The 225-nt window shown below is 65.8% G+C and carries 1 protein-coding gene; it reads left to right on the top strand.

The genetic code is table 11. The features are described 5' to 3' along the window. Positions 1–36: 36 nt before the first annotated feature. The coding region (locus FS507_RS18325; protein WP_222121492.1) for a hypothetical protein at positions 37–225 on the top strand (189 nt) is incomplete at its 3' end.

Below are 225 nucleotides of genomic sequence, written 5' to 3'. Positions count from 1 at the left end.
AGGGCGGCGAAGGTGAGGGGGGAGGGTGGTATCGCGATGGTGGTGAACAAGCTGTGCAAGGGAGGCGTCGGGAGCGAGGAGGAGGGGGAGGGAATGGAGAGGGAGGGGGTGGTGAAGGGTGTGGGTGTGGGAGGAGTGGGTGAGGGGGAAGAGATGGGTGGGGGAGGAGTGTGGTTGTGGAGGGATGGTGGGAGGTTGGTGAGAGGTGCGGGAGTAGGGGTGGAG

Origin of the sequence: Corynebacterium glyciniphilum AJ 3170 (assembly GCF_007673095.1) — a bacterium.
Lineage (GTDB): Bacteria > Actinomycetota > Actinomycetes > Mycobacteriales > Mycobacteriaceae > Corynebacterium.
The sequence above is the reverse complement of the archived record's forward strand: the minus strand, read 5'-3'. Positions and strand labels throughout refer to the sequence as shown.